22 protein-coding genes are annotated in these 25,999 nt (G+C 56.5%); 13 read left to right on the plus strand and 9 right to left on the minus strand.

Annotation, left to right across the window (positions count from 1 at the left end; all coding sequences use genetic code 11):
* Positions 1 to 16: 16 nt before the first annotated feature.
* Both dnaN and dnaA read right to left on the minus strand, forming a co-directional pair.
* Complete coding sequence (dnaN, locus tag ACP3TE_RS07175; RefSeq protein WP_426735871.1) at positions 17 to 1,144, minus strand: DNA polymerase III subunit beta; 1,128 nt, start codon at positions 1,142 to 1,144, stop codon at positions 17 to 19.
* A gap of 465 nt (positions 1,145 to 1,609) precedes the next feature.
* The gene (gene dnaA / locus ACP3TE_RS07180) at positions 1,610 to 3,046 is read right to left on the minus strand and encodes a chromosomal replication initiator protein DnaA (RefSeq protein ID WP_105658693.1); all 1,437 of its coding nucleotides are present in this window, start codon (positions 3,044 to 3,046) and stop codon (positions 1,610 to 1,612) included.
* A gap of 516 nt (positions 3,047 to 3,562) precedes the next feature.
* On the opposite strand from dnaA, the gene rpmH reads away from it, so the two are divergent.
* The 11 genes from rpmH to ACP3TE_RS07235 all read left to right on the plus strand — a co-directional run bounded on the left by rpmH (position 3,563) and on the right by ACP3TE_RS07235 (position 15,389).
* Positions 3,563 to 3,700, plus strand: coding sequence for a 50S ribosomal protein L34 (rpmH, locus tag ACP3TE_RS07185; protein WP_075972541.1), 138 nt, complete (start codon positions 3,563 to 3,565; stop codon positions 3,698 to 3,700).
* A gap of 64 nt (positions 3,701 to 3,764) precedes the next feature.
* A complete protein-coding gene (gene rnpA / locus ACP3TE_RS07190) occupies positions 3,765 to 4,118 on the plus strand; it encodes a ribonuclease P protein component (protein ID WP_105658694.1) in 354 nt (117 codons plus the stop codon).
* On the plus strand, positions 4,118 to 4,495 hold the full coding sequence (gene yidD / locus ACP3TE_RS07195) for a membrane protein insertion efficiency factor YidD (protein WP_105662201.1): 378 nt from the start codon (positions 4,118 to 4,120) through the stop codon (positions 4,493 to 4,495). Before rnpA ends, yidD begins: the two co-directional genes overlap by 1 nt.
* Positions 4,495 to 5,469, plus strand: coding sequence for a membrane protein insertase YidC (gene yidC / locus ACP3TE_RS07200; RefSeq protein ID WP_105658696.1), 975 nt, complete (start codon positions 4,495 to 4,497; stop codon positions 5,467 to 5,469). The genes yidD and yidC overlap by 1 nt, the downstream gene beginning before the upstream one ends.
* A 2-nt stretch (positions 5,470 to 5,471) precedes the next feature.
* On the plus strand, positions 5,472 to 5,999 hold the full coding sequence (locus ACP3TE_RS07205; RefSeq protein WP_426735873.1) for a protein jag: 528 nt from the start codon (positions 5,472 to 5,474) through the stop codon (positions 5,997 to 5,999).
* A 46-nt stretch (positions 6,000 to 6,045) separates the two neighbouring features.
* Positions 6,046 to 6,687 (plus strand): 16S rRNA (guanine(527)-N(7))-methyltransferase RsmG, encoded by a 642-nt coding sequence (gene rsmG, locus ACP3TE_RS07210; RefSeq protein WP_105662203.1) that lies wholly within the window; start codon positions 6,046 to 6,048, stop codon positions 6,685 to 6,687.
* 177 nt (positions 6,688 to 6,864) lie between these two features.
* On the plus strand, positions 6,865 to 7,788 hold the full coding sequence (locus tag ACP3TE_RS07215; RefSeq protein ID WP_402735399.1) for a ParA family protein: 924 nt from the start codon (positions 6,865 to 6,867) through the stop codon (positions 7,786 to 7,788).
* Between the two features lie 198 nt (positions 7,789 to 7,986).
* Complete coding sequence (locus ACP3TE_RS07220) at positions 7,987 to 9,180, plus strand: ParB/RepB/Spo0J family partition protein (protein WP_426735876.1); 1,194 nt, start codon at positions 7,987 to 7,989, stop codon at positions 9,178 to 9,180.
* A gap of 1,309 nt (positions 9,181 to 10,489) precedes the next feature.
* Positions 10,490 to 10,627 carry a hypothetical protein gene (locus ACP3TE_RS07225; protein WP_402735400.1) on the plus strand — a complete coding sequence of 46 codons (138 nt, stop codon included), beginning with the start codon at positions 10,490 to 10,492 and terminating at the stop codon, positions 10,625 to 10,627.
* 859 nt (positions 10,628 to 11,486) lie between these two features.
* Positions 11,487 to 11,732, plus strand: a complete 246-nt coding sequence (locus tag ACP3TE_RS07230; protein WP_332487036.1) for an ATP-binding protein — start codon at positions 11,487 to 11,489, stop codon at positions 11,730 to 11,732.
* 3,444 nt (positions 11,733 to 15,176) lie between these two features.
* Positions 15,177 to 15,389, plus strand: a complete 213-nt coding sequence (locus tag ACP3TE_RS07235) for a hypothetical protein (RefSeq protein ID WP_133833767.1) — start codon at positions 15,177 to 15,179, stop codon at positions 15,387 to 15,389.
* Between the two features lie 112 nt (positions 15,390 to 15,501).
* Here ACP3TE_RS07235 and trxA read toward each other — a convergent pair whose 3' ends face one another.
* The 5 genes from trxA to ACP3TE_RS07260 all read right to left on the minus strand — a co-directional run bounded on the left by trxA (position 15,502) and on the right by ACP3TE_RS07260 (position 20,913).
* Positions 15,502 to 15,825, minus strand: coding sequence for a thioredoxin (gene trxA / locus ACP3TE_RS07240; RefSeq protein ID WP_105656613.1), 324 nt, complete (start codon positions 15,823 to 15,825; stop codon positions 15,502 to 15,504).
* A gap of 28 nt (positions 15,826 to 15,853) precedes the next feature.
* A complete protein-coding gene (gene trxB / locus ACP3TE_RS07245) occupies positions 15,854 to 16,819 on the minus strand; it encodes a thioredoxin-disulfide reductase (protein ID WP_426735879.1) in 966 nt (321 codons plus the stop codon).
* A gap of 100 nt (positions 16,820 to 16,919) precedes the next feature.
* Complete coding sequence (locus ACP3TE_RS07250) at positions 16,920 to 18,506, minus strand: hypothetical protein (protein ID WP_400341840.1); 1,587 nt, start codon at positions 18,504 to 18,506, stop codon at positions 16,920 to 16,922.
* Between the two features lie 126 nt (positions 18,507 to 18,632).
* Positions 18,633 to 20,336 (minus strand): murein biosynthesis integral membrane protein MurJ, encoded by a 1,704-nt coding sequence (murJ, locus tag ACP3TE_RS07255; protein WP_332595065.1) that lies wholly within the window; start codon positions 20,334 to 20,336, stop codon positions 18,633 to 18,635.
* Between the two features lie 37 nt (positions 20,337 to 20,373).
* Positions 20,374 to 20,913, minus strand: coding sequence for an NUDIX domain-containing protein (locus ACP3TE_RS07260; protein ID WP_105656609.1), 540 nt, complete (start codon positions 20,911 to 20,913; stop codon positions 20,374 to 20,376).
* 124 nt (positions 20,914 to 21,037) lie between these two features.
* Here ACP3TE_RS07260 and ACP3TE_RS07265 point away from each other — a divergent pair, with 124 nt between their 5' ends.
* Positions 21,038 to 22,489 (plus strand): CCA tRNA nucleotidyltransferase, encoded by a 1,452-nt coding sequence (locus ACP3TE_RS07265; RefSeq protein ID WP_105656608.1) that lies wholly within the window; start codon positions 21,038 to 21,040, stop codon positions 22,487 to 22,489.
* 583 nt (positions 22,490 to 23,072) lie between these two features.
* Positions 23,073 to 23,195 carry a hypothetical protein gene (locus ACP3TE_RS07270; RefSeq protein WP_255209577.1) on the plus strand — a complete coding sequence of 41 codons (123 nt, stop codon included), beginning with the start codon at positions 23,073 to 23,075 and terminating at the stop codon, positions 23,193 to 23,195.
* A 188-nt stretch (positions 23,196 to 23,383) separates the two neighbouring features.
* Here ACP3TE_RS07270 and ACP3TE_RS07275 read toward each other — a convergent pair whose 3' ends face one another.
* Both ACP3TE_RS07275 and ACP3TE_RS07280 read right to left on the minus strand, forming a co-directional pair.
* The gene (locus ACP3TE_RS07275) at positions 23,384 to 24,469 is read right to left on the minus strand and encodes an inositol-3-phosphate synthase (protein WP_105656607.1); all 1,086 of its coding nucleotides are present in this window, start codon (positions 24,467 to 24,469) and stop codon (positions 23,384 to 23,386) included.
* 297 nt (positions 24,470 to 24,766) lie between these two features.
* The gene (locus ACP3TE_RS07280; RefSeq protein ID WP_286134086.1) at positions 24,767 to 25,999 is read right to left on the minus strand and encodes a DUF6716 putative glycosyltransferase; all 1,233 of its coding nucleotides are present in this window, start codon (positions 25,997 to 25,999) and stop codon (positions 24,767 to 24,769) included.

The following is a 25,999-nucleotide window of genomic DNA, read 5'->3' on the forward strand; positions in this document are numbered from 1 at the left end:
CCACCACGAAATTGGCTTAGTTCGAGTTGGGCAACCGAACCGGCATCACGAGGTAGCGATACTGGTCCTGGTCATCCTCATCCAGCTTCTTCTGGCCGGTCAGCATGGCCGGCTTGGGCGCACTGGTGAAGGAGAAGCGCACGAAATCGGTATTGAAGGAGTTCAGGCCTTCGGACAAGAAGGTCGGGTTGAAGGCAACGACGATGTCTTTGCCGCGAAGAGACGCAACAATAGCTTCTTCAGCCTGCGCGTCTTCGCCGGTGCCAGCATCCAAGGTCAGCTGGCCATCGGTAAAAGCCATGCGAACTGGGGTATTGCGTTCGGCAACCACCGATACACGACGAACAGCTTCCATCAGCTCGCTGGTGCGAACGGTGGCATGGATTGGGGTGTCGCTTGGGAACAGCGAGCGGATCTTCGGGTATTCGCCATTGATCAGCAGCGAAGTGGTCCGGCGGTTGGAGCTTTCGAAGCCAACCATTTCTCCGTTCTCGCTCATTGCAAGCTTCAGCTCGCCAGAGCTCGAGAGAGTCTTGGCAACTTCGTTGAGGGTCTTGGCTTTGATCAGGAAGGAGGTCGAGATTTCTGCCTGGTTCGGAGTCCAATTGAGTTCACGCAGAGCCAGACGGTAGCGGTCCGTGGCCAAGAATGTGATCAGGTCATTTTCAATTTCAACCTTGATGCCGGTGAGAACTGGCAAGGTGTCGTCCTTGGACGCCGCAACGATAACCTGCGATACAGCTTCGGAGAATGCTTGGCCATCGATAGTGCCGGCGATAGCTGGAAGTTCAGGCAGGGTTGGGTATTCATCAACTGGCATGGTGGCCAGGTGGAATCGTGAACGGCCACAGGTCAGCGAGATCTTCGAGCCTTCGGTCTCCAAGGTGACCGTCGAGTTAGGCAGCGATCGGGTGATCTCAGCCAAGAGCTTGCCGGAAACCAAGATCGAACCCTGCTCAGAAATGTCCGCGGGAATCTCAATATGCGAGGAAATCTCATAGTCGAATCCCTCGAGCCGAACCAGGCCTTCATGGGTGGTGATGAGAATGCCAGCCAAAACAGGTGATGGTGGTCGCTGTGCCAGGGACCGGGCAGTCCAGGATACGGCGTCTGCCAATACATCCTTTTCAACGCTGAACTTCACGAAAAATCCGCCTTTCGGAACCCATAAGTCTTAAGTCAGGCCAAGAAGGTTGTTCCCTCGCCAAGTTCTTAAGCATAGAGCAGGTAATTGCACGTTTTATCCATCTAATCTTGCCACGCCCTGATAGCGCAACGTCTGCTCAATGAACGAAGTGTGGACGATGCAACAAAAAATTGTTCTGCACAGGATTTGGCTCGAGGGTGTGGAGTGGACTCGTTATTTGGATGATTAAGGGTTTAAAGGAGAAGTGTTAATAACCCTTGTGGATACTGTGGATAAGGCCTGTAACCCCAGACCCGCCCACGATTGTGCATGTGAACAATCTGTGGTTGAACATGAGACTCAGTTCCATCATCCTGTTGATACTCAGTTCCATGATTTTTAACGTCCACATGGTTTGCGCACTTATCCGCAGGTCGTCACCAAATCATCCACAGTCTTATCCACACCTGTGATTTCTCGCCGCTAGTGCTCCCGCTGGCTCTGCTTAATCCGGTTGGTTAGCTCGGTGACCTGATTAAAGATCGCTCGGCGCTCGGCCATGAGCTCACGGATCTTACGATCCGCGTGAATCACGGTGGTGTGGTCGCGGCCGCCAAGTTCTGCACCAATCTTCGGCAGCGACATGTCGGTAAGCTCACGCAGCAAGTACATGGCGATCTGGCGCGCGGTGACCAAAGTACGAGTTCGCGACTTGCTGTTCAGCTCATCAATACTCAGTCCGAAGTACTCTGCGGTCTGCTTGATGATGGTCGACGGCGTGATTTCCTGGGCCCCGTCTTCGCTGATCAAGTCCTTGAGCACGGTTTCGGCCAATGCAAGGTCCACGGGCTGGTTATTCAGCGACGCGAAAGCGGTGACACGGATCAAAGCACCTTCGAGTTCCCGGATATTCGTGGAAATACGCGAAGCAATGTACTCCATGACATCACTTGGAGCTGAAAGATTTTCAGCGTCGGCCTTCTTACGCAAAATCGCAATACGCGTCTCCAGCTCTGGTGGCTGAATATCGGTCAGCAGGCCCCACTCGAAGCGCGAACGCATGCGGTCTTCGAATCCCTGCAGCTGCTTGGGAGGCAGATCAGAGGTGATGACAACCTGCTTGTTGTGGTTGTGCAGCGCATTGAAGGTATGGAAGAACTCTTCCTGGGTAGCGTCCTTGTTGGCCAAGAACTGAATGTCGTCAATGAGCAGAATGTCGACATTGCGGTAAGTCTGCTTGAAACTTGCGCCCTCGTCGTCGCGGATCGAGTTGATGAAATCATTGGTGAACTCTTCGGAGTTCACGTAGCGCACGCGGATGCCCTTGTAGAGATGGCGTGCGTAGTGGCCAATGGCATGCAGCAAGTGAGTCTTGCCCAGACCTGAATCACCATAGATGAACAGCGGGTTGTAGGCCTTGGCCGGCGCTTCGGCAACAGCAACGGCTGCGGCGTGGGCAAAGCGGTTCGATGAGCCGATCACGAAGGTGTCGAAAATGTACTTCGGGTTCAGCCGGCCGAACTCCTGCGAATTCGATGGGGGAGTTGGCTGCGGTGCTGGCTGGGGGCGCGGACCAGGAGTCTCAACGACTGCTGGAGCTGACGGCGCGGCGGCTTTGGCTTCAGGCTCATCTTCTTCGAGCTCATCCGAGAGCGAGAGATCAACGCTGACGGCGCAACGGATCTCGTCCTGGAAGACTTCTCGCAGTGCTTCATCCAGCGGCTCGCGCAGCTGAGTCTGCAGAATATCGCGGGTGAGGTCATTGGGTACCGCAACTAAGAGCGTCGTACCGATTAGTCCCTGAGGTTTAGCCAGCGATACGAAGGCACGGTAACGCGCCTTGACGCGATCATCATCCTCGATCTTCCGGATGACTTGGCGCCAAGAGCTACCAATGCTATTGGTTTCGTCGCTGCTCACTAAGGGCGCCCCGCTTCCGTTTAAATGCAATCTTGGTCACAAGAATCCTGTTTCCAGGCTTCTGAAACGTCGTTTTCTGGACCACGTCTGCATTGATTCTATCCATCATCCACACAGTTATGCACAGCTCCGTGGAAAAACCGGGTGTTATTACTGTGGAAAACGGGTTTTCCCTTGAAATCAAGCGTTTTTCGCTGCGAGATGACTAGCTGTTTTGCGGAAAACTGTGAATTTTCTTTCGTTATGCACAGCCTTAATCCACAAGTCTGGGGTAGATTATTCACAGGCCGACTCTCGAAGTAGGGAGCATGGGCAGAACTCGTGCGCCAATTTGACCTTGCGCGCATAGTTTTCTATTGTTATTCAGTCCTATGCGCATCTTTTTGCGACTTGCTCATTTTTGGAAGAGCCCGCGAAAAAAGCGCATTTTATAAAAAGCACGAGCGTCATCCTGTTGTTATCCAGCTAGCTAGTAACGGGTAGTACGCATCATCTAAAACGTTTTGGAGTGTCACCGTGAGCAAGCGGACTTTTCAGCCTAACAACCGTCGTCGTTCGAAGAAGCATGGCTTCCGCCTTCGTATGCGTACCCGTGCAGGTCGTGCCATCCTTTCGGCACGTCGCGGCAAGGGTCGCACCGAGCTGTCCGCATAAATTTGCGAAACAGCTCTTGGCAGCATGACTTCAACGAGCTCAGCTAAAGAGCAACCCGAAGCCGATGTTGCCTAAGAATCAGCGACTGCGCCTAGCGCAAGACCTTACAGCCACTGTACGTTCCGGCGTCCGAAGCGGACGCCGGAACGTCGTGCTATATGCACGGCACCGAGAAACCGAAGAGTTCCTTGGTGACAGGTTTGGATTCATTGTTTCCAAGGCTGTAGGTATTGCCGTTAAAAGGAATCTCACCAAACGACGAATGCGGGAAATCGCCCACGAGCTGCGGCGCGTGGACGGCGACGTCGATTTCGTCTTCCGTGCACTTCCTGGCGCCGCCGAACTCTCTTGGGAAGAACTCAACTCCCAGGTCAATTCAGCCTTCTCCGCTGTTTTGCGCAAGATTGAGGCGCGCTGATGCGTAAGGACTTAGCTCCGCGTACCGGTTTGCTGTGGTTCATCATCGATATCCCACGCAACATCGTTATCGGGCTGCTCAAGACTTACCGAAAACTCATCTCGCCACTATATGGCGATGTATGCCGATACTTTCCTAGCTGTTCTGCCTATGGGCTCGAAGCAGTGACTCAGCACGGCGTTGTCAAAGGCGCCGGATTGACCACTTGGCGGATTCTCCGATGCAATCCGTGGTCCCACGGAGGCGTCGACCACGTTCCTGAGGGACCGAGGATTTGGCCAGAAGGCAAACTGCCGAGGATCATAGTTCTGAATCATCCTGTGATTCCCGACGATGAAGACGCCGCGGAAAGCGGCCGCAAGGAGCTCGACCACTGATGAACAACTTCCTAGACACGATACTGACTCCGTTTACGTACGTAGTCTCGTGGGTTCTGTGGGCATTCCACGAACTGTTCACCGCGATTGGAATGAACGGGGATTCGGGTGTTACCTGGACCTTGTCGATCATCTTCCTCGTGCTGCTGATCCGTACTTTGCTGATCCCAGTGTTCGTCAAGCAGATCAAGTCCCAGCGCGCGATGCAGGCACTGCAGCCTGATCTGCGCAAGCTGCAGGCCAAGTACAAGGGCAAGACCGACCAGATGTCGCGCCAGGCTATGGTTCAGGAGCAGCAGGCGCTGTTCAAGAAGCATAAGACCAACCCGCTGTCTTCCTGCTTGCCCCTGCTCGTGCAGATGCCGTTCTTCTTCGCGCTGTTCCGCGTTCTGAACGAAGCCTCCCGCGCCAGCGATGATGGACGTTCGATCGGCGCTCTGTCCGCTGAGCACATCCGCAGCTTCGACAATTCCTCGATCCTGGGCGCTCCGCTGTCCGAGACCTTCTTGGGCACCATCAATTCCGGTGCCATCAACTGGGCAGTGATCATCGTTGCGGTGGTCATGATCCTTGCAATGACCGCATCGCAGTTCTTCACCCAGCGACAGCTGATGACCAAGAACATGAGCAAGGAGGCCCTCGAGGGCCCGTTCATGCAGCAGCAGAAGATGATGCTGTACATCCTGCCCCTGGTCTTCGGTATCGGTGGTATCAACTTCCCAATCGGTGTGCTGATTTACTGGACCGCTTCGAACCTGTGGACCCTGGGCCAGCAGTTCTGGGTTATCCGCAACAACCCGACCCCTGGTTCGGAAGCAGAGCGCGAACTTAACGCTCGCCGCGCCGCCAAGGGCCTGCCTCCAGTAGGCGTGAAGAAGGAAGACGCTGATGCCGCTGCCGCCGCCGCGGCAGAGCAGCAGGCCAAGGGCCAGCGTGAACAGCCGCAGCGCAAGAACCGTCGAAAGAAGAAGTAGCCATGACTGCAACTGAGAACATCGACGCACCAGAACTGGAAAACCAGATCGAAGACGACCAGGAAGTTCTGGACGAGGGCGACGTCGCCGCCGACTACCTCGAAGAGCTTCTGGACATTGCAGATCTGGACGGCGATATCGACATCGAGATCCGCGGTGGCCGCACCTACATCTCGATCCTTGCCGAGGACGCAGACGCCTCGTTGGAGAGCCTCGTAGGCAAGGATGGAGAAGTCCTCGATGCCCTCCAGGAACTCACCCGGCTGGTAGTGCTCACTGCTACCGGTGAACGTTCGCGCTTGATCCTGGATATTGCCGGCTACCGCGCAGAGCGCGCAGAACTGCTCCGCAAGATCGCTGAAGATGCTATTGCGTCGGTACGCGAAACCGGCGAGAAGACCCACTTGGATCCAATGAGCGCCTACGAGCGCAAGCTCGTGCACGACGTGATCGCCGATGCAGGACTGCACTCGGAATCCGAGGGTGAATCGACCCGACGCCATATCGTTATTTCGGTACTGGACAGCTAAGAACCATCACGCGAGAGCGTGCTGATCGACCTAAGGACCAACGACCATGACTGAGGACCTCAGCCTTACTGCAGAAGAGACCCTGGCTGCCGAGAAGATCTTCGGTGACCGCCTGGATCTTGCCAAGCGCTATGTGGAGCATCTGGCGACCTCGGGCATTGAGCGCGGGCTTCTTGGCCCACGGGAAGTACCCCGTCTGTGGTCCCGTCACGTGCTCAACTGCGCCGTGATCGAAGAGGTCATGGAGAAGGACGCCGAGGTAGCCGACGTAGGCTCCGGTGCTGGCCTTCCAGGGCTCTGCTTGGCAATTGCCCGCGCGGACCTCAAATTGACGCTTATTGAGCCTCTGGAGCGCCGCTGCATCTGGCTCTCCGAGGTTATCGATGATCTGGGTCTGGACAACGTCACCGTGATGCGTGGCCGTGCAGAGCAGATGGTCGACGTCGTCAACGCACGCTATGTCACGGCCCGTGCCGTATCTGCTCTGACCAACTTGGCTGGACTGACTATTCCATTGCTACACGGACAGGGCGAGCTCATCGCCATCAAGGGCCGCTCCGCTGTCGAAGAGATCGCTAAGGCTACCAAGGCGATCCGCAAGCTTGGCGGCAGGGAAACCGAAGTGCTCACTGTGGGCGAAAGCATCCTTGCAGAGCCAACCACGGTGGTTCGCATCAAGGTTGGCTAAGGTTGACGCGATAGTCTGTTAAATAGTTATAGAAGCGAAATGGCTTTCATCCTCATAGTTTTCGAGGATGAAGCCATTTCGCAATCTGAATGACTTGTTTTGAATGTTTCACGTGAAACATTATCGGTGCACGCCATGAGCATTAGGTGCATCAATTCACGAGGAGGAGTTTTACCTTTGTCTAAGACTAAGGATTCATCGGATAGCGCGTTTGATTTCAACGACTCGTCCTCGCCTTTGGCTACTCAGATAGCTAGTGAACATCGTCGTCGCGAAGCTTTGGAGGCCCGCAAGGTGCCAATGCCTGAGAAGACCCGCTATTTCACCATTTCCAACCAGAAGGGTGGCGTAGGCAAGACGACGACCACGGTCAACCTTGCCGCCGCCCTAGCCAAGGGCGGGCTAAACGTCCTGGTCATTGATATCGACCCGCAGGGCAACGCTTCTACCGCGCTGGGCATTGAACACCACGCTGAAGTAGACAGCATTTATGACGTGTTAATCAATGATCTTCCATTGGCTGACGTAGTAGCTACATGCCCAGAGTTGCCAACCCTGCAGGTCGCTCCTGCAACCATTCACCTGGCAGGCGCTGAAATCGAGTTGGTTTCATTAGTAGCCCGCGAACAGCGCCTGCAGCGCGCCCTGGATGACTACGCGCGTACCCGCCAGCGCAAGGGGCTGCCTCGCTTGGACTACGTCTTCATCGACTGCCCGCCAAGCCTAGGCCTGCTGACCGTTAACGCCTTCGTTGCCGCTCGTGAAGTTCTCATCCCAATCCAGTGCGAGTACTATGCGCTCGAGGGCCTGAGCCAGCTACTGAAGAACATTGAAATGATCCAGAAGCATTTGAACTCCAAGCTGACGGTTTCGACGATACTGCTGACCATGTACGACGGTCGCACGAATTTGGCCGCGCAGGTCGCCAACGAAGTCCGTGAGCACTTCCCAGAGCAGGTGCTCAAGGCCGTCATCCCTCGTTCGGTACGAATCTCTGAAGCGCCGAGCTACCAGCAGACCGTCATTACTTATGATCCAAATTCGACTGGTGCATTGTCGTACTCCGAAGCAGCCGTAGAGATGGCTGAACGAGGCGCGTAAGACCTTATAAATACGTTTCACGCTGGAAAAGATCATCCCCTTAGATTTTCGTTTGTTTTTCCAGATCTATCTGATGCGGATGCGAGATTCGTACGGTGAGAGCCACGGCTGACGCACTGTGCGCATCCCCGGTTCAAAGCCAAAAAACAGTAGACTAGTCTCGGGCTGAAATTTCGGATGAAAGGGCGTGCGAAGAACATGGCAGATAAGAAGCGGGGATTGGGCAGGGGACTGGGTGCCCTTATTTCCAGCTCACCGGCGACGGCGGCTCCTGAGGAAAACCAGAATGTTTCACGTGAAACAGCTCCTGTAGATCCGGCCGCGGAAGCGTCGAAGTCGCGCGCTACACGTCCTGTCGATATGTTCTTCGAACCGGGACGCAAGTCCTCGGCACCTAAGGCGCCAACCACTCCCGCAAAGCCGGCAAAGCGCGCTCGCGCAACTATGCCTGGCTTGAATACAACTCTTGGGGGAAAGAATACCTCTGCACCTCAGGAAGACGCATCAGCTGAGAAACCAGCACCTAAGAAGACCGAGCCGCAACCTGTAAAATCAGACTCTCCCGATCTTGTCGAAGTTCCTGGCGCACAGTTCGCTGAACTCGACGTCCAGCTGATTCACCCAAATCGCAAGCAGCCGCGTACCAACTTCGATCAGGAGCACATGGATGAACTCATCCATTCGATCCGCGAAATTGGATTGCTTCAACCTATCGTGGTCCGCCCTTCCCGCGAGAAAGATGACGCTCCGTATGAGCTGGTCATGGGTGAACGCCGTTGGCGCGCGACACAGGCGGCTGGCCTAGCGACTATCCCGGCCATTATTCGCGACACGCATGACACCGATCTGTTGCGCGACGCCTTGCTCGAGAACCTGCATCGCTCACAACTGAATCCACTGGAAGAGGCCGCTGCTTATCAGCAGCTTCTAGAAGAGTTCAATTGCACCCAGGAAGTGCTTTCAGAACGAATCGGACGATCCCGTTCGCAGATTTCCAATACGATTCGCTTGATGAAACTACCTCCACTCGTTCAGCGTCGTGTTGCGGCTGGCGTTCTTTCTGCCGGTCATGCGCGCGCGTTGCTAGGACTGTCGAACAGCGAAGTCATCGAGCAGCTGGCTCAGCGAATCATCAATGAGGGCTTGTCCGTGCGCGCGACCGAAGAAGCAGTGGCACTGAGTGACGACAAGCCACGAAAGCCAGCAAAGAAGGCGCGAGAGACCCAGCGCAATGAACGCCTGGACTTCCTGGCAACTTCGCTCGCGGACCGCTTGGACACTAACGTCAAGATTCAGCTTGGCAGCCGCAAGGGCAAAGTCAGCATCGAGTTCGCTTCGGTGGATGATCTGAACCGCATCATGCAGGTTATTGATCCGACTATGAACTCGTAATTTCATGAACTGGCGCATGTTTCACGTGAAACATGCGCCTTTCTTGTATCTAGAGCCTGTGTTTCACGTGAAACAAATACTCCATGCGAGGTTACTGCCAACCAAGTATGAGGGCGGCACATGGAGACGAATCGTTGGTGGGTAGGAAACCGCTGCTGTCCATAAACGGATACTTATGTGTGCCCGCATAGCTTTCGCATCAAATGGATCATGAACCACAGCAAGCATAAAACTGATTGTTGGCATCCGCCGTTGGCTTATCAAAGAGGGAACGTACATGCCGATGGCATGAGCACGAAGTAGCCACGACGCTGTCCAGAAATGTAGAGAAAGCAGGACACACCGTACCAGGTTCGGGATTGGCACCGCATCGCTGAGCCGAGCCCTTCACCTCGCTTCGTAACCATTCTCCGATGCCTGCTCCTGAGGATCAGCGAGCCATTCAGTTTAGGTCACCGAAATGCCTCCACTTAATGAATTCTACGGAGAACGGGAAGAGGATAGAACGCATGATTCGACCCGCCTGGCTGCGGGAACTACCCCAGCGGATACGGATTTGGGCAGCCAGTATTCTGCTTGGTAGGACATCCGGGGCGATAGGTGCCGCATTTGGTGCACAGTATTCCGGCTACCTTCCAGTGCGAAGGAGAACACAAGGTGCGATCAGTAGAGACACTGATGGTTTTCGCGGTCTATCCCTGCCTGGCTCTACTCCATCTAATGCACAGTGGCATGTGTCAGCCATGCTTCTTAGATTGTTCGAGGACTGATGTGCAAGGGAGCCAGGATGCTGTCCGCAACTGAGCACAACTCCGAAAACCTTGGACCGAGAAGCCGTATCGGGCGATTCCAAGGGTACGTTTCATCGTTCTTGCTTAGGGCAGATATGCAACGGCGTTGAGTAAGGACTGCATACAGCATGTTCTGGAACAGCAAGATCAGATAGTCAGGCATACCGTGATGACTCTCTGAGCAGCAAGGTGGGCGTATAGCGACGCCACGAGAGCCGGGAGTCGGGTAGGGGAGAGGAAGGCTCGCACGAAGGCCGAGAAGGGCCAAGGAAGGCCGCTATGGACTTATGGCAGGACCAACCGGGGGCAAGTTCGGAGGGGTGCCAACGCTAACTGAATGCTAACCATTGAACGACTTTTGAATATTCACCCCACCTGATCCATTCAACAGACATTCTGAGGGAAGGATCAATGTGGAACAGTACGCAGAGATCCGTCGACTGCATTGAGCAGAAGGCGTGCCAATAACGGCGATCTCGCGGCGACTTGGCATCGCACGTAACACCGTATGTTCAGCATTGGCAGTCACCGAGTCTGCAAATGACCTGCAGACGAAGCGTGGTTCCATCGCTGACGCTTTCGAACCAGAAACCCGCAGGCTGGTCTGCGAGTATCCGCGCATGCCGGCGACGGCCATCGACGAACGAATCGAATGAACGAATTCCATCTCCACGTTGAAGAACCGGGTCGCACTGATATGTCCGGAATACACGAACGTGGGCCCTGCGGACCGGATGTTCCACGAATCAGGGCAAGCCGCGCAAGTGGATCTGTGGTTCCCCAAGCCACGGACATCTGTCGGATCCGACCAGGCTCTGATGCTGCCGGAGCTGATGATGAGGCTGTCGCATTTGAGGGTGTTCAAAGCGCTGATGATTCCTAGCTGGCAATGCCCGGATCTGAGCGTTGGGATGTGGAGCTAGAACGACGATGATGACGCGGTCCTCAAGAGCAGAATCTGGGACCGTGAATCCGCGATTCGGAAGCAAAAGGAAAGACACGGAAGTCAATTCAGTGCTTGCCGAGCCGCTGGCTAGCAGGAGCATTCTGGCTCCACCGAGAGATTCTGAGTTCAAAGAGCAAACCGAATGCAACCAGTTGCTTGAATCCTCTTTCCTTCAGAATCTCAGCAAACAGCTCGACGGGTGTCTACCGAAAGCCAATGTACACCGTTCAGCCCGATCCAGGTCCGGAGCATCGACCGGTCGCCGTAGGCTCTAGGCACAATGATCATCTCGCCTTCGATGCCATCAGTACCGGGCTCAGCCATCGGGCACGATGGAGAAGGACCTATAGCATGAGTCTGGGCCGCAATAATTAATTGGTGCATCCTTCAGACATTGGCCGGATTGTTGATTCCACGGTGACCATGGATAGAGGGTCTGCGGCCAGCCGGTGGTGGCTGATCCTCCGCGGTGCTGGACAAGCTGAATATTGGACTTTTCGAGAGCCGCCAATATTGCGGTTCTGAGCCACCCAGTATTCTGTCCGCGCGCCGGTGGTTGCGTCTTGCTGATGGATGAGTGGCTTTTGGATCCTCCAGCCGGCGGGTTGCTGAGAATCATCTTCGAGCTCATAGGGCGGCGGTATGACGCTGCATCCACCATTTTCTGTACGCAGTACAAGCAATCGGATTGGCGTGCCCGGCTGGACGCTGGTGCGTTGGCCGACGCGATCATGGATCATGTCGTGCACGATACGATTTGGGTTGAGACCGGTGGGCGCAACATGTGTGAGGTGTACTCTCGGCCGGAGCATTAGCCACGGGGCGTTGATTCGATGGAATCCCCGTTCAGGACTGCCTGCCGGACTGATGATCCGGCAGGTGGTTCTAAGGGAGACTATTGGGTGGATCTGAACCACAATAACGACTGGCCCAGAAGCGCAATATTGGGTGGCTCTCAAACCACCGAATATTCACAAGCACCAGATGATTACCGATCCGGCACATGTGCAGATTACTGCGTTGTGCGTTGAGCAAGATTCGACGCACAACCGTTATTTGGCCACGACCACGGCTGCGTGGTCGCGTCACGCCAGGTATCGGCCGGCAATAGAATCCCTTGCCTGGACATCCACGACTTTCATGATGACCAGTAATGCGTACTTCGGAAGAAACGATTGAGCAGTTGGCGAGAGCCATGAAAATGCCATCAATCTGTCGGACGTGCAAGTAGCATGTTGATCCAGCACATGATGAGGGATGGACTCGTGAACCTGCCGGGCCAGGACGGCGATCATCCCGACAGCTATGCTCGTGACCTGTAGAGGACCGCCATGGGCGGTGAATACTAACTCGCGTATTGCGCTGGGTGTCAAAGCCTGCCGGCAGTGGTATCCAATGCTCTTCGATGAACAGCTCTGGCTGCGCGTAAAGGTTGGTGGCGGCGCATCACGGAGGGAAATCGACTCATGAGTTGCTGCGTCTTATGCAATACAAACTGTTGATCATCGTCAAGGTGGATTACATTCCATTCGGTACTGCGGCCGTTGATGCAGCTGATCGTTATTAACAGAAGTCGGTGCTAACCAGGTCCAATCCGCCGATTGTCCGCTGGGGTGAGGCCAATGGTGACGAGGTTGATGCCTCGGCGAATACTGATTGCTTGGTTCACCCTGAGGAGAGGCTGTCTTCGCCTAACCATCCATATCGGGCGAAGAACCGTCGGGTTTGCTGACCAATGCCGAGCTGGCGTAGGGAGAATTGGACGGTACAGGTCCGATTCCGTTTGACGATAAGAAGGCGATTTTCAGTTGGTGTTGCGGGCATGACCGGAACTTCTTATGTCGAATGCGCCATGCCGTGCGATGGGGGAGTGGTACTAGCCCTTCCCGAAGCCATTACGCGCACCCTGAGCCAGGGCACGCTGATGAGAAGCAACGACTCCATTAAGATTCCTGACGCAGGTGTGGGATTAACATTGGTGCGCACCCTTGCCGAACCGACATCCAGATCTCTAGAAATCCGAGTTCGAGCTGTCATGAAATCGTGTCACCGTCTCTCGAATTTCTTGAATCGGCGACTGCGACTGGTGGGGGGGCGGAACCGCAACATGAACACTGAGAGCAGCTGCCTTGAAGCAACGTTTCACGTGAAACATGATCCAGACCACCCTTCGAACCTGCTGACGTCTGCGAAGCGAAACGTGTTTCACGTGAAACATTAACCTGACCGCCCTTTGATTGTCCTGAATTCAACGATGCGCTTGGTGTTTCACGTGAAACAACCAGAACGACCTGAAAGCACATGCAGGGTTGACGTTGCACAGAATGGAGCGGCCACGCACGACCTGGGCACCCCGCCCCCGAGATGAATAGCTAATGATGCTATACCCACTACCCGCAGGCTGACAGCCTTTGCTGAGATGAGGCATAAGAAGCTTGCTGAATACATGCGTAGGCCTGTACGAGCGCCGGAGAGGACCTGTCTGGCCGGTGCCTACGTGAGAGGACAGTGATCAGCCTGCGGCTTGCGGCGCGGACATGAGGAAGTTCGTTCCAGCGCCAAAAACCCGGCGAGCACGCACGGCGTGCAGGAAAGTAAGAGCGTCGCGAGATGCCGAGGGATAACTTGACCCTTGGTCCCATACGCGCGGAAGGTGAAGCCTGGATACGATCGTCCAACCACTTCAACGCCAGCAGCTGACAGGAGGAAATGACGCCAAGGCCCTAGGGAGGGGTCGAGCAACAGATGGCCAGAGAGCCTTAGGAGTGACTTATGAGGCTGCAGAAGCGCGTCCTAGGCGGATGTATGGGTCTCCGGGAGCCCTGTCGGGCATGAGCGGCCCGGCAGCGCTCCAGATCCCGCTCATGAGCAAGGTGAGCGAAGGGAAATCCAGAAGGATCACAACCTTCAATCCAAGAGAGTAGGAGGATTAGCGGTGAAATAGGTTCACTAGAGTCTCCGCAAACCCGGCTCAACCCGCTCCTGCTTTTGTCCCGGTTCGAAGGAACTATTCACTAGAAAAAAGCCCCAAGGTAAATAGCGCGGGAATTCGGACCAAGCTGTCCATGCACCAGCCGCGCAATAGGTAGGCATGATGCCGTGGAGTGCGAAGCCCCAGGTGCCGAAGCCCGTAGTAGTGATCAACCTAAATTTCTCAGGGTTGGAGAACTGGGCGAAGACCTCCATTAATTGAAAGGCAAGAGAACCTGAAGGAGGGAAGCGTGTGAATGAAAGAACTTATATGTGGGGTTAGTACTGGCCCTCGGGGAAACCGACTTCCCGAAAGATAGGTAGCGCGCTGTTCAGAGTTAGTTGATTGCACTAGGACCTAGTGCAGAATTGCAATGACCTGATCAGAGAGAAACCCCTCCGATCACTAGCAGATTGGAGATTCAGGCCTTCTCTTCGCGAGTCGACAGTAGGGCAACGAGCATGAGTCTAAGGCCTTTGTCCCTGATGCAGGTTCTACCGGCAAGCTTCGCCCCGATGGGTATGAACAGCTATTCAGCGATGATGTGGCTCGTTCGCTCCACGGCAATCGACCTCAGATTCATTCAATCTTCGACAGGTCGCACCTCATCATTACCCAGCGGCCCATGTGACAGTTGCGCAGTGGGTGATGACGTATCGGCACGAAACATGGTTTGGGCCGCAGCAACTGACTTACGACAACAACTCACAAGCCGAAAGATTCTGTTCTGCTTACTGCGTGCCAGTTTAGCCAGAGAACGTCCTCAGGAACTCGTTGCTGAACCGTTCGGACTTTGGAGGAGATAGCATCATGGATTCTGACGATTGACGGCGAAACAGTAGGCTCAGTGAGCAACCAGTGGATACGCGGAAGGGGAGTGCTCCGCTAATTCCCTGGAACTCCGTTAGCCCTGGCAGTTCTCACTGCGCGTTGAACCCTCCCCAATAATCAAGACCAAGAGATGCTGTTCCAGCTAAAGACGCCCATGAAAACTGAGTGTCGCGGCGACACGGGGATGCGGCAGTCGGCATGGCCTGGATTATCCATGGACAGAATTTGACGCAATTTCGACCGGAAGCGGATAGTCCCATGAGGAATTGGTTTTGGCTGCCTCTCAGAAAGCACATCCAATCAGCTAGCATGTGCGGCGTATCCGGATGCGTTTCCGCGGCCCTTCACAGTGCAGTCTGGAATTGTGGGCCGAAGTTGAAGGGCTAGAAATACGGCGATCGCGGATCGCTGAATTTTGCATAGGACATCAAGATTCAGAATTCGGGAACCTGTCTAGGTGGCCAGAGAAACGATCAAATGCGAACCCGAACTTGCCGGGTCCATTGCTGAGCATGAAATGCGCATCTTGGCTGACGGGTGCCAAAGAACTGTGCAAAGCGTCATAGAACAGAGCCAGAATAATAAAAACAAATATTTTACCTTGGATATTCGCAACAGCATGTCAAAAGGGCCTTCAGATGAAGAACCGGCTCAACCTGAGCTGGGGTAAGGCTCGGAAACGGCCAGAAAACGAAAGCAAGTGAACTTCTCGCGGCGCCACGGTTAAATAAGAAGTGGGGACCAACCTTGCGGTTGATCCCCACTTCAATCATGTTCTTGGCTTACAGGTATTCTGCGAAGTCCTTTTCGATGACAGCCTTCGGCTTGGCACCGATGGAAGTAGCGACATGCTCGCCGCCCTTGAAGACGTATACGGCTGGGATGCTGGTGATGCCGTACTTCGCGGCAATTGCCTGGTTCTCATCGACGTTGACCTTCACGACGTCGACCTTCGCAGCGTGCTCTTCTGCGATCTGATCCAGGATTGGACCGAGCTGGCGGCAAGGGCCGCACCATTCAGCCCAGAAATCGACGATCACTGGCTTGTCGGCATCCAGGACATCGGCCTGGAAGGTTGCTTCAGTTACTGCTTTTGCGTTGCTCATGAGAGACAACCCCTTTCTGAGAAAACTATTAGGCGGTAGCGAGGGTTTCGGAAACGTTGGCCAGGTAGTGCTCCACGTCCTGGGCCGCGGCGCAGCCCGAGCCGGCCGCGGTAATGGCCTGGCGGTAGGTGGAATCGATGACGTCGCCGGCGGCGAAGACACCTGGCAGCGAGGTCTTGGATGTGCGGCCTTCAACGGCGATGGTGCCTTCGGAAGTCAGCTGCAGCTGGTCCTTGACCAGATCCACGCGTGGGTCGTTGCCGATGGCCACGAAGATACCGGTGACATCCACGGTGGATTCTTCGCCGCTGGTGCGGTTCTTCACGACCAAGCCGTCGACCTTATCGGCACCGTTGATGCCGATGACTTCGGAGTCCCAGATGAATTCGATCTTCTCGTGGGCCAGGGCGCGGTCGGCCATGATCTTCGAAGCGCGCAGCTCGTTGCGGCGGTGCACGACGATGACCTTGGAGGCGAACTTGGTCAGGAACAGGGCTTCTTCCATGGCGGAGTCGCCACCGCCGATCACGGCGATTCTCTGGTCGCGGAAGAAGAACCCGTCGCAAGTGGCGCACCAGGAGACGCCATGGCCAGAGAGGCGCTTTTCGTCCTGCAGGCCCAGCTCGCGGTAGGCGGAGCCGGTGGAGACGATGACAGCACGAGCACGGTAGATGGTGCCGTCAGCCAGGGACAGTGTCTTGATTTCGCCTTCGAGGTTCATTTCGGTGACGTCGTCGAAGAGGATCTCGGCGCCGAAGCGTTCGGCTTGCTTCTGCATGTTGTCCATCAGGTCTGGGCCCATGATGCCCTCGGGGAAGCCTGGGAAGTTCTCCACGTCGGTGGTGTTCATCAGTTCGCCGCCGGCAGTGACTGAGCCGGCGATGACTAGTGGGTTCAGATTCGCACGGGCGGTGTAAACCGCGGCGGTGTAACCGGCCGGACCGGAGCCGACAATGATGACGTCGCGGATTTCGTCGTTCTGTGCTGAAGTCACGGGGGTAGAACCCTTTCGTTCTAATAATGCGAGGTGGATAGCAAGGTCTAACCTCACTATCCACCTCAACGCATTGCTTTCGTAAAAAATTCCGCTTCTATTACTTGGCGGAGAATTCACCGATCTGGAGACCGAATGGACGTGAATCATTGCCGCCGGATGCCTTGCGAGGCAGGTCGGTGATGTCCAGGAACACGTGGGTTCCTTCCATGTAGTCCTTGTCGTCGTCCTTGGCAGTTACCGAAACCGAAGGACCGGAGAATGAACCCTTGGCTACCGACTTGGCATCGCCCAGGTCTTCGGATTCGCCGACGAGGATTTCGTAGTTGCCGCCGGTGCCGTTCAGGCCCTCGAGATTGACCTCGGAGATCTTGGACTGCTCGTCCAGTTCCAGGATGAAGACCATGTTGGAAGCGAAGCCGCCAAAATCAGCGGTGGTGTACGAGTACGTTGAGTAGGTGCTCGAGGCGTTGCCGTCGATCATCTGGCCCAGCTTGCCATCGGTTTCGGAGTTCAGCTGCTGATTGCCGGGAACCAGGCGGGATACGTCGTCGATCTTCGGAGCAGGCAAGGCGTCCTCGGTTGAGTCCTTTTCCTTCTCGGTCTCGGATGGCTTTTCCGGGGACTCCACGGCAGTTGGCTGCTCGCCATCGGCGGTGGTGTTCTTGTCCCCACCAAGGAAGTTGAAAGCGAACACGACTGCAACAATCAGCACGATGAGCAAGACGGCGCCAACCAGCAGGCGAGTTCCCTTGGAACCGCCTTCTTCCTCTTCCTCTTCGCCGACCTGGGGGTCCTGGGCAGAAGCATTCTTGGCAGCTGCGGGGAAGGTCGAGGCTTTCGGGGCAGCGGCAGCGGCGGCACCCGCAGCGGCGCCTGCGCCGGCTACGGCTCCAGCTGCTGCAGCCTTCTTCTTTGCCGGCTTCTCATCTTCCTCGGCAGGCTTCTGGGTAGGCTTGGCCGGCGTCTTGCCCTTGGACTGCGCAGCGGCAGCCAGTGCCGCAGTTGCGGTGACATTAGGCTCGTCTTCGTCTTCCAGGCGGGAGACCTTCGGCTTATCTTCGGCCGCTGGCTTTTCAGCTGGCGCAACCGGGGTAGCCATGGTGGCGGGAACCTGCTCATTAGGCGCAGTCTGGTCGAACTGTTCTTCTTCAGGCTGTTCCTGGTTCTTCTTGCCGAACCGGTTCTTCAGTCCTGCGAAGCCACCAGCCAAGGCGGAACCGATCTTGCCCTGCTGCTCTGGTTCGTCTTCGTACTGCAGCTGGTCGTAGTACTCGTTGTCGTCTTCGTAGGTCTCAGGGACGGCCTGGCGGGACTCGCCGAAGATCTCGGTGCCCAAGGTGTCGGTGAAGAACGGCTCAACATATGGAGCGTCGTCGGTTTCCAATACCAGGTCCAGCAGGTCCGAGGAACGCGCGGTGTTGGCGACGAGGTAGGTCTGGTTGGCATCGGTGATGCCCAGATCCAGCACCTGAACGTTCGAAGCGCGCTCGCCCATGGCGATTTCGCGTGCGCTCGTTGCCAGCTGCGATGAATTCTCCACGGAAGCCACCATGATGCTGACCGAGCGGTTCAGTACCTGGTCTACGCCACCGAGTACCAAGTCTCCTTCAGCTGATGAAAGGACACTCTCGGTTACTTGGTAGCGACCGCTGAGGACAGAGCCGACATCGATTGGCTGCGACACGTGCATCTCCAAGGGGTTGATTTTGGTTCGGTGGCGGTCCACGGACCACCACCTGCCATGTTACCGGTCAGATCAAGCTATTTGGTGCCTATTTGCCCAGAATCACTAGCAAGTTTCAGCGGACCATCAGCGATTGAGTCCCGGGATTCTGCGAAGGATCGGACCCAGGAACGACTGGAGCTCCGGGACCTTGGTTTTGTACAGCAAGCCAATGAAGACGATGCCCATCACCAGCGCGACAATAGCCACCGAAACCAGGGCGCTGAATACGGAGTCGTAGGCGAATCCGAAGTTGAATCCACCCAGCAGCCAGAGCGCGATGCATCCAATGATGGAGGAGAGCGTAGCCATCCAACCGACTCGAATGTAGGTGTCGATGACAGAGGAAACACCGTAGTTGCCGTAGCGGCGCTTGATCAGATAGTGGGTGCCGACGCAGGTCAGCACGTTGGTCAAGCCGTAGATGAAGGCAATGGCGGCGGCGATATGCAGCGGATCGACCACGGCGGCAGCGGCGAACGCCAAGATCAATCCGAGCCCGGCGGTGGCCGACTGGATCAGCATCGGGGTGCGGGTATCTTCCTCTGCGTAGAAGACACGCAGCATGAAGAACTGCAAGGACTTGAACGGCAGCCCAAGCGCGGTGAGCACCAGCAGCTGCCCGAGAGCGCCCGCGGCCTGCGCAGCATTCTCGGAGTTGCCGGCAAAGAGCCTGCCTAGCGGTCCGGCCAGCACGATGAAGACCAGCGTGCAGAACACGATAGGGATTGCGGTGGAGCGCATGCCCTGATTGAGCAGCTTGCCAACATCCTTGCGGCGGTTCTCGGTGAAAGCCCGGGCGAAGTCGTTGAACAGCACGGTGGCGACGGTCAGCGCGAACAGGGAGTGCGGCAGCACGGTGATCAACTGCGAGGTGTTCAACGCGTACTCGCCGGCTACCGAGGCGGCCTGTTCGGGAGGCAGCTGCGCTCGAGCCGCGGTAGCTCCGGACACGATCTTGGAGTACACCAGCGAGGAGAGATTGCCGATCACCATGGCCGCCAGGGTCCAGATCGCCAGCTTGCCCACGTGGCGCAGTCCCATGCCGCGCCATTGGAAGTCCAGTGTCAGTTTCAGCCCGGTCTTCTTCAGTGGCCAGAACAGCGCCACCGACTGCAATACGATACCCAAGGTGGCACCGCCAGCCAGCCACATGGTCTTGACCCCGCTCCAATCCTGCATCGGGTCGCCCGAAGAGTAGGCGCCGAAAGTCAGGATGAAAGCGCCAATGACGATCAGCTGGATGATGTTGTTGACCGCAGGAGCCCACATGAATGCGGCAAAGCGGCCATTCGCGTTCAGCACCTGGCCCAGCACTGCGTAGAGCCCATAGAAGAAGATCTGCGGCAGCGACCAGTAGGCAAAGGCCGTTCCCAACGCGATCATCGGCTCGGTCCAGTTATTGGTGAGCACTGTGATCAATGGCCTAGCGCAGAGCGTGAGGATCAGCGTCAGGATACCCATGCCCACGACGGTCAGCGTCACCAATTTCGACGTGTACGCGGCGCCGCGGTCCTTCGCCTTGGAGGCCTTGATCAGCTGCGGGATCAGCACGACGTTGAAAATGCCGCCGGCCAGCAGCATGTAGATGATAGTCGGGATGATATTGGCTTTTTCAAAGATGTCAGCCACCGAGGTGACCGAACCAATGGCCATCGCCAGCAAGGCCGTGCGCACGAAGCCCAGCAAGCGGGAGACCATCGTGCCGGAGGCCATCAGGGCATAGATCCTGGAGCGCGAGCCAACAGGCTGAGCTGCCTGCTGCGGGGGAGGTCCGGCGACTACGTCCATGGCTCCGGTGTGTAGCTGATCGGAGCCCGCAGATGGATTAGGAACCTGAGACATGCTTTGTAAGGACCTCGCGTGCCAGATCAGCGATCCGGCGCTCATTAGGGAAGGACAGGCGCTTGCCCAGGGAACCGATGGGGACCCAGGCAACATCGACGGCTTCATGATCGGGATCATTCTCGATCGTCAGATGCCCGCCGGTAGCTTCCAGCAGGAAATGGTGCACGGTCTTGTGCACACGGTAATTCGTCACGGTGAACCAGTAGTCGACCGAACCCAGCGGGGCGAGGATGCGTCCGGCAATGCCGGTCTCTTCCTCGATTTCGCGGATAGCCGCTTCCTCATTGGTTTCCACGCCCTCCGGGTGGCCCTTGGGCAGGCACCATTCCAGCCGTCCGCCACGGTTGTACCGGGCAATGATGGCCACTGGGAAGGTGGGGTCGTTGAAGTCGATCACGATGCCGCCGGAAGAGACTTCTTCCACGGTCGGCAGGCTCGTGTGACCGCCAGTTGCCTGCGCGCGAGCCATTGACGCAGTCAATGGGGTGCGCTTTGGGGCAGACGGGATCGGTCGGTTCATGGAACCACTCTATCGAGAAAGTACCGTTCGCCGCCTGATCGACGTGGACAAGTAAGTTATCTCGCAGGCAAATCCGTCGGAATTTCAAGCATTCTTCCGGGATTTCTGGCACGCTTAAGTAACTATGCATGCACTTCCCTCGCCTGACGCACTGCGTCAAATCCTGCCCTCGGTTATTTTCGACTTGGCCGACCGTTTTGTTCGGGCGGGCCATGAATTGTCGCTGGTAGGTGGGCCGGTTCGGGATCTGTACTTGGGACGCGTATCCCCGGACCTCGATTTCACCACCAGCGCTCGCCCGGAAGAAACCATCAAGGTGATTTCCGGCTGGGCCGATAACGTTTGGGATGTGGGACGCGAGTTTGGAACTATTGCCTTCAAGAAGGGCGAACACACGCTAGAGGTCACGACCTACCGCGCTGATGCCTATGACAAGGAGTCGCGCAAACCGATCGTTGCCTTCGGTGATAACCTGCACGACGATCTCTTCCGTCGGGACTTCACCATGAACTCGATGGCTCTGCGCTTGCCGCAGCTCGAGCTGGTGGATCCTTTCGACGGCGTAAGCTCGCTGGAAGACGGGTCCATCCGCACCCCTGGTGCACCTGATATCTCCTTCTCTGACGATCCGCTGCGCATGATGCGTGCTGCCCGTTTTGCTTCGCAGCTGAAGATCGAAGTCAGTCCAGAGGTGCGCGAAGCCATGAGCGGAATGACCGATCGGATCGACATCATTTCCTCCGAGCGGGTTCGCGATGAACTGGTCAAGCTGATCAACGGTGCAGACCCGCGCGCGGGAATCGACCTTCTGGTGGAAACTGGCCTGGCCGATAAGGTGCTGCCCGAAGTCTCGGCACTGCGTCTGGAAATTGACGAGCACCACCGGCACAAGGATGTCTACCAGCATTCGCTGACCGTGCTGGAACAAGCCATGGCGTTGGAAACCGACGAAGAGGGACCTGTTCCCGGCCCGAACTTCGTGTTGCGCTTCGCGGCGCTGATGCACGATATCGGTAAGCCGGCGACCCGCAAATTTGAACCAAGCGGCGCGGTATCCTTCCGCCACCATGACATGGTGGGTTCGAAGCTCGTCAAGGCGCGTATGCGCGCCCTGCGTTTCGACAAGGACACCACCAAGTCCGTAGCCCGACTGGTCGAGTTGCACATGCGCTTCTATGGCTACGGCGAGGCCGGCTGGACCGACTCGGCGGTGCGCCGTTACGTCACCGATGCTGGAGACCTGCTCGAGCACCTGCACCGCCTGACCCGTTCGGATGTCACCACCCGCAATCGCAAGAAGGCCGACCGCCTAGCTTTTGCCTACGACGACCTCGAGGCGCGCATCGCGCAGATCGCCGAGCAAGAAGAGCTCCAGTCAATCCGCCCGGATCTTGACGGCGAGCAGATCATGCACCTGTTGGGAATCAAGCCGAGCAAGGTCGTTGGCCGCGCATACAAGTTCCTCTTGGAACTGCGTTTGGACGAAGGCCCGCTGGGCGCGGAAATCGCCACTGAGCGCTTGCGCGCCTGGTGGAAGGAACAGCCTGAAGCCCAGGAATCGGCTACCGAGGGGTAACCTCTGACCTGAGCACCAAGGGAAAAGCACCTGAAATCCGCATGGATTCGGGTGCTTTTGCCGTCCCCGGGAAAGTGCTTAAAGTTTCTGCGCAAATTTGTAGCGCATCGGGGATAATCCATGTATGCTGAATACTGTGATTGGGAAGTCTCAATGAGACTTGCGGATCGAGAAAACTTTTCAAAGAGGCCCCATGGCATCCATGGCCGGCCGAGAGCAGATTTTAGGAGGTGGCGAAATGATTAATACCAATTGGTACACAGAGACTCATCGCGGAGCGCGATTTATTGGCGGCTCTCCCATGTCTCGTCTGTGCAAGCTCATTTCCCCAACCTCCGGACAAGCGGATTCCTAACTCACGGTAAATCCCGCATAAGTTCCTGAGGTTGCAGGTCAGTAATCGACTCTCACCCTTAGGAACTTTTTTCATGCCTAGTCCACTGTTCTCCTCATCCGCTCAACGGGCAGTTCGCACCTCGGAATTAATCTTCGCAGGACCAGAAAGCCTGAAAGCTCGCGCCATTTCAACTACGCGCCAAGATCTTCCCTCCCCTTCTACTTTGACCGAAGGGAGGGACAGCAAATGAAAAAGCGTCAAGACAAGCGCAAGTTCACCAACCTTGATAGCACCGAGTTCAACCGCCGCATGCGTCAGCGTGAGCTGAAGAACCACGTGCCACCAGAAATGTACCTTCGAATTCGCTAAGGCCGGCAACGCCATTACCGTTGCCCGCTAACAAGAATCCGAGGTACCCATGATGAACTCGCAAGGCATCGCCAAGAGGCCCGCCGGCCTGCAAGCCGGCGGGCTTCTCCGCATCCAGAGCACTGTCGAATACAGCAATGGCCAGGACCGAACGGTCCTGGCCATTGCCTTTCCGCTAACGCGGAGGGCTAGCGCTCGATGTCGCCGCGAATGAAGGCTTCCACCTTGTTGCGCGCGGTCTCATCGTCGTACTGCTCTGGTGGCGACTTCATGAAGTAGCTCGAAGCCGACAGGATCGGACCGCCGATGCCGCGGTCCAGGGCGATCTTCGCTGCGCGTACGGCATCGATGATCACGCCGGCCGAGTTTGGCGAGTCCCAAACTTCCAGCTTGTATTCCAGGTTGACCGGAGCATCGCCGAAGTTGCGGCCCTCGAGGCGGACGAAAGCCCACTTGCGGTCATCAAGCCATGCAACGTAGTCGCTTGGGCCGATGTGCACGTCGTCTTCGCCCAGGGCGGCGGAGGTGTTCGAGGTGACTGCCTGGGTCTTGGAGATCTTCTTGGATTCCAGGCGATCGCGCTCGAGCATGTTCTTGAAGTCCATGTTGCCGCCAACGTTCAGCTGGTAGGTGCGGTCCAGGACAACGCCGCGGTCTTCGAACAACTTGGCCATCACGCGGTGGGTGATGGTTGCGCCGATCTGGCTCTTGATGTCGTCGCCAACGATTGGCACACCGGCGTCAGTGAACTTCTGCGCCCACTCTGGGGTGCCGGCGATGAATACAGGCAGGGCATTGACGAATGCAACGCCTGCGTCGATGGCGCACTGTGCGTAGAACTTGGCGGCCTGCTCGGAACCAACTGGCAGGTAGCAAACCAGGACATCGACTTCGTTGTCCTTCAGGGACTGGACGATGTCAACTGGCTCGGCTGCAGACTCTTCGATGGTCTCGCGGTAGTACTTGCCCAGGCCATCCAAGGTGTGGCCGCGCTGAACGGTCACTCCGGTGGTTGGAACGTCGGCAATCTTGATGGTGTTGTTCTCGCTGGCCAAGATGGCTTCCGAGAGGTCGAGCCCGACTTTCTTGGCGTCGACATCGAAGGCGGCAACGAACTGAACGTCGCCCACGTGGTACTGGCCGAACTGCACATGCATGAGACCTGGAACCGTGGAATCAGCATCGGCGTTTCGGTAGTACTCAACACCTTGGATAAGGGAAGTGGCGCAGTTGCCTACGCCTACGATGGCAACGCGAATCGGGTTCGCCGACACATGAACTCCTTATTGAAATGTATAAAACCTTTGGGCAATAGGGCGCGCAAAAGCGCATTGCGCAAATTGACCCATAATGATCTTAAGTCTTAATGGAGTGCAAACATTCCCAATCGTGCCCGGTATCACCGAATAACTATCGGGGCGGCCTCTCTGGGCTAGCGAAACCGAGGTGATTACTGCACTGTCTCAGCGAAGCTGCACCAATAGCAGGTAAAGCACCTAAGGATTGGATACTACTGACAGTGACGATCAATTCAGGCATTAAAGTGACTTCATGGGCTAAGACCTAGTTGGTCATGACCATGAGTTGGCGCCATTTTTGCGTGCTAGCCCGAACTGGTGCCGCAACTTCACCAAAACCCTGACTAGCGGTGCAGGCAACGTGGTTCTGAGGCGGTGGCGCAAAGGCTGGCGGCGAATATGCGCCAGCATTTCCGGATCAGTGTGCAGCTTTCCAGCTCGAGCTCGCTGCGCGAGAATCTCGAGGGACTGAACGAAACTGTGGTCCACCCTGTGGAAGTAGTTTTCCCGCAACCAGGCTTTGGTAGGTTCACCGAAGCTCAAGCCGGCGACGTCATCCAAGGTGCCGATGACGCCGGAGGCAACAAAGACCGTATTGATCATCTGCGCGCTGACGCCGAAGTCGGAAAGGACCAGCGTTGGCAACCCGCGATCAATGGATTCCAAGGCAGCAGTCGAAGACACTGTTACCAAGGCGCTGCCATCGGCCAATGCTTCACTCATCGATCCGGTATCGAAGCGAAGCCGCGACTCGGGCCCGATCCGCCGTTCGGACTGCAACTTCTCGAACAGCGAATCGTACGGGAACGCCTCGAGATGCGTTTGGGGCTCACCGGCCTTGGCGCGGAGCTTGACGATCACCTCAAGTTCGGGATTCATCTTGCTAGCCTGCTCGAGAGCCAGCAGGATCGACTCGCGTTCGCTCTCTTGGGCAGGTACCTTCGCTTGCGGCGCGAACACCAAGCGTTCGACCACCTGCTTTTGCGCTGGCGGGAATCCTGCCGAGTGCAAGAACGGGAGCTTGCTGACCATGATGGTCGGCTGGTGCCCTACCTGGCCTTCGATCATGAATGAGAAATCACGGGCTTCGGCATGCGAATGGCAAATGAACGCATCGCCGGCTCGACGATAGTTCCACCCCTTCTGCGTGGCGGGGAATGCCACGCCAGGCAGGGCGGAAATCAGTGCGGTGCACCGGCCATCAGTCGGCTCGGTGCGAAGCATGCGAGAGTAGATCTCGGCAACTACCGGCCCGGTGGCCGAAGCGAAAACAATGTCTTCATCTACGGTGTCGGCTTCTAATTGGGATACGGAAATCACCTGCAGGATATCCGGATCCAGATCCGTGCCTTCAAAGGCGGCTGCGATCTGGTCGGCGGTCGGCATCACCGGGGTCCGCGCCAAATACACCTTGCGATCCCATGCGGGACCTAGGCGGTTCAGGAAGCTCGTTGCCAGCTTCAGATAGGAATCCGAGTCGGCGATGGCAAGTATTGATGGCTTCAT

Source organism: Glutamicibacter sp. 2E12 (assembly GCF_050030965.1).
Taxonomy (GTDB): Bacteria; Actinomycetota; Actinomycetes; order Actinomycetales; family Micrococcaceae; genus Glutamicibacter.

What these genes read in the sequence shown, in the direction of transcription:
- rnpA (WP_105658694.1), top strand. Translation starts at nt 3,765, where the DNA reads ATGTTGCCTAAGAATCAGCGACTGCGCCTAGCGCAAGACCTTACAGCC.
- yidD (WP_105662201.1), top strand. Translation starts at nt 4,118, where the DNA reads ATGCGTAAGGACTTAGCTCCGCGTACCGGTTTGCTGTGGTTCATCATC.
- yidC (WP_105658696.1), top strand. Translation starts at nt 4,495, where the DNA reads ATGAACAACTTCCTAGACACGATACTGACTCCGTTTACGTACGTAGTC.
- ACP3TE_RS07205 (WP_426735873.1), top strand. Translation starts at nt 5,472, where the DNA reads ATGACTGCAACTGAGAACATCGACGCACCAGAACTGGAAAACCAGATC.
- rsmG (WP_105662203.1), top strand. Translation starts at nt 6,046, where the DNA reads ATGACTGAGGACCTCAGCCTTACTGCAGAAGAGACCCTGGCTGCCGAG.
- ACP3TE_RS07220 (WP_426735876.1), top strand. Translation starts at nt 7,987, where the DNA reads ATGGCAGATAAGAAGCGGGGATTGGGCAGGGGACTGGGTGCCCTTATT.
- ACP3TE_RS07230 (WP_332487036.1), top strand. Translation starts at nt 11,487, where the DNA reads ATGGATGAGTGGCTTTTGGATCCTCCAGCCGGCGGGTTGCTGAGAATC.
- trxA (WP_105656613.1), bottom strand. Translation starts at nt 15,825, where the DNA reads ATGAGCAACGCAAAAGCAGTAACTGAAGCAACCTTCCAGGCCGATGTC.
- murJ (WP_332595065.1), bottom strand. Translation starts at nt 20,336, where the DNA reads ATGGACGTAGTCGCCGGACCTCCCCCGCAGCAGGCAGCTCAGCCTGTT.
- ACP3TE_RS07260 (WP_105656609.1), bottom strand. Translation starts at nt 20,913, where the DNA reads ATGAACCGACCGATCCCGTCTGCCCCAAAGCGCACCCCATTGACTGCG.
- ACP3TE_RS07265 (WP_105656608.1), top strand. Translation starts at nt 21,038, where the DNA reads ATGCATGCACTTCCCTCGCCTGACGCACTGCGTCAAATCCTGCCCTCG.
- ACP3TE_RS07270 (WP_255209577.1), top strand. Translation starts at nt 23,073, where the DNA reads ATGAAAAAGCGTCAAGACAAGCGCAAGTTCACCAACCTTGATAGCACC.
- ACP3TE_RS07280 (WP_286134086.1), bottom strand. Translation starts at nt 25,999, where the DNA reads ATGAAGCCATCAATACTTGCCATCGCCGACTCGGATTCCTATCTGAAG.